Source organism: Streptomyces sp. NH27, from assembly GCF_056859195.1.
On record NZ_JACEGK010000760.1, the window covers coordinates 1 to 2,576 of the forward strand.

Here is a 2,576-nt window from a genome sequence, read left to right on the forward strand (position 1 = left end):
GAGCAGCAACGTGCCCACGAGCAGCGCGAGTATCACCATCATCACCACGAACGCGTACCACCCGACGAGCCCGACCACGGCGGCGCCGACCACCCCGTGGATGACGGCGCAGACGATGAGCACGATGCGGCCGACCCTCCCGGCCATCCGGTCGCGAAGCGCGATGCGGGCCACCAGCGCCGCGCAGCACAGCAGGAAGAGCGCGAATATCCCGCCCGCCACCCACGACCCGACGGCCATCGCGTGGGTCGGCAGCCCGCCGAGGGACATCCGCTGACGGCGGACCGCCAGCCCGAGTATCCAGTTCACCAGCGCGATGGTGAGGGCGTCGAGCACGAGCACCACGGCGGTGGCCACGGCTATACCTCTGCGCATATCGTCCCCCTTGTCGCGTTCCGTCCCGGGTGGTCCCCGCGGGCCGAACCCGAACCGCGTCCCGACCCGCCGGGTTTTCCAAGGGAGTTACCCCTGGTACCCCGCGGCTCGCAGGCTACTCACGGGTATGCCCGGCGGCAAGAGTCCGGGCCCAACCACTCGTCAGGGAACGTACGGCAGCAAACTTTCCGCGCTCTCTTCGTAGGAACTCCACAAAGGATTGGCGCGTCGCAGGTCGGCCGACATGCGAGACCCGATCCACACACGGGAGTGCGGGACATTGCGCCAACCCGCGCCGTACCTTGGAATGAGCAGGTTTCCAGGGATTCTCAGGGCCCCTGGATCACCCTCTGTGTGGGCAACCTCACGTGTAGGGGTGCCTCGGTTTCAAGTGTGGCCATTGCCTAAACTCTGCTTGTTCCAAGGAGGGAGCCATCGTGCGCAAGGTGCTCATCGCCAACCGCGGTGAAATCGCTGTCCGTGTCGCTCGGGCGTGTCGGGATGCCGGTATCGGCAGTGTCGCGGTGTACGCGGAGCCGGACCGGGACGCGGTCCACGTCCGGGTGGCCGACGAGGCGTACGCACTGGGTGGCGACACCCCTGCGACCAGCTATCTCGACATCGGCAAGGTACTGGCGGCCGCGGCGGAGTCGGGTGCCGACGCGGTGCACCCCGGTTACGGGTTCCTGTCGGAGAACGCGGAGTTCGCGCAGGCGGTGCTCGACGCCGGGTTGACCTGGATCGGCCCGCCGCCGCAGGCGATCCGCGATCTGGGCGACAAGGTGGCGGCCCGTCACATCGCGCAGCGCGCGGGCGCGCCGCTGGTGGCCGGCACCCCCGACCCGGTGTCGGGTGCGGACGAGGTCGTCGCGTTCGCCGAGAAGAACGGCCTGCCGATCGCGATCAAGGCGGCGTTCGGCGGCGGCGGCCGCGGCCTGAAGGTCGCCCGCACGCTGGAGGAGATCCCGGAGCTGTACGACTCGGCGGTGCGCGAGGCGGTGGCCGCGTTCGGCCGCGGCGAGTGCTTCGTCGAGCGCTACCTGGACCGGCCCCGGCACGTGGAGACGCAGTGCCTGGCCGACACGCACGGCAACGTGGTGGTGGTCTCCACCCGTGACTGCTCGTTGCAGCGCCGGCACCAGAAGCTCGTGGAGGAGGCCCCGGCGCCCTGGCTGTCGCCGGAGCAGAACGCGCAGCTCTACAGCGCGTCGAAGGCGATCCTGCGCGAGGCCGGCTATGTCGGCGCGGGCACCTGCGAGTTCCTGGTCGGCCAGGACGGCACCATCTCCTTCTTGGAGGTCAACACCCGCCTCCAGGTGGAGCACCCGGTCACCGAGGAGGTCTCCGGCATCGACCTGGTGCGGGAGATGTTCCGGATCGCCGACGGCGAGGAGCTCGGCTACGACGACCCGGAGCACCGCGGCCACTCCTTCGAGTTCCGGATCAACGGCGAGGACCCGGGCCGCAACTTCCTTCCCGCGCCCGGCACCGTCACCCTCTTCACCCCGCCCTCGGGTCCGGGCGTACGGCTGGACGCGGGCGTGGAGTCCGGCAGCGTGATCGGCCCGGCCTGGGACTCCCTGCTGGCGAAGCTGGTGGTGACCGGGGCGACCCGCGAGCAGGCCCTCCAGCGGGCCGCCCGCGCGCTGGACGAGTTCACCGTCGAGGGCATGGCGACCGCGATCCCGTTCCACCGCGCGGTGGTCGTCGACCCGGCGTTCGCGCCGACGGACGGCGGCCCGTTCACGGTGCACACCCGGTGGATCGAGACGGAGTTCGACAACACGATCCCTCCGTTCAAGGGTGCGGCGGCCGACGAGGAGGAGTCCGGCGGGCGCGAGACCGTCGTGGTCGAGGTCGGCGGCAAGCGCCTGGAGGTGTCGCTGCCCGCGCACCTGGGGATGACGCTGGCCCGTACCGGGCTGGCCGCGGGAGCCAAGCCGAAGCGCCGGGCCGCGGCGAAGGCGAGCACCGCCGTGTCCGGCGACACGCTCGCCTCGCCGATGCAGGGCACCATCGTGAAGGTCGCCGCCGAGGAGGGCCAGCAGGTCTCCGAGGGCGACCTGATCGTGGTGCTGGAGGCGATGAAGATGGAGCAGCCGCTCAACGCGCACCGCTCCGGCACCGTCGTCGGCCTGAAGGCGGAGGTCGGTTCCTCGATCTCCTCCGGCGCGGTCATCTGCGAGATCAAGGGCTGAGGC

The 2,576-nt window shown here is 70.6% G+C and carries 2 protein-coding genes; one reads left to right on the forward strand and one right to left on the reverse strand.

What is annotated here, in order from left to right:
- The coding region (locus AC13HU_RS35450; RefSeq protein WP_483046112.1) for a hypothetical protein at positions 1–375 on the reverse strand (375 nt) is incomplete at its 3' end.
- 437 nt (positions 376–812) lie between these two features.
- Here AC13HU_RS35450 and AC13HU_RS35455 point away from each other — a divergent pair.
- Positions 813–2,573, forward strand: coding sequence for an acetyl/propionyl/methylcrotonyl-CoA carboxylase subunit alpha (locus AC13HU_RS35455; protein WP_483046113.1), 1,761 nt, complete (start codon positions 813–815; stop codon positions 2,571–2,573).
- Positions 2,574–2,576 lie beyond the last annotated feature (3 nt).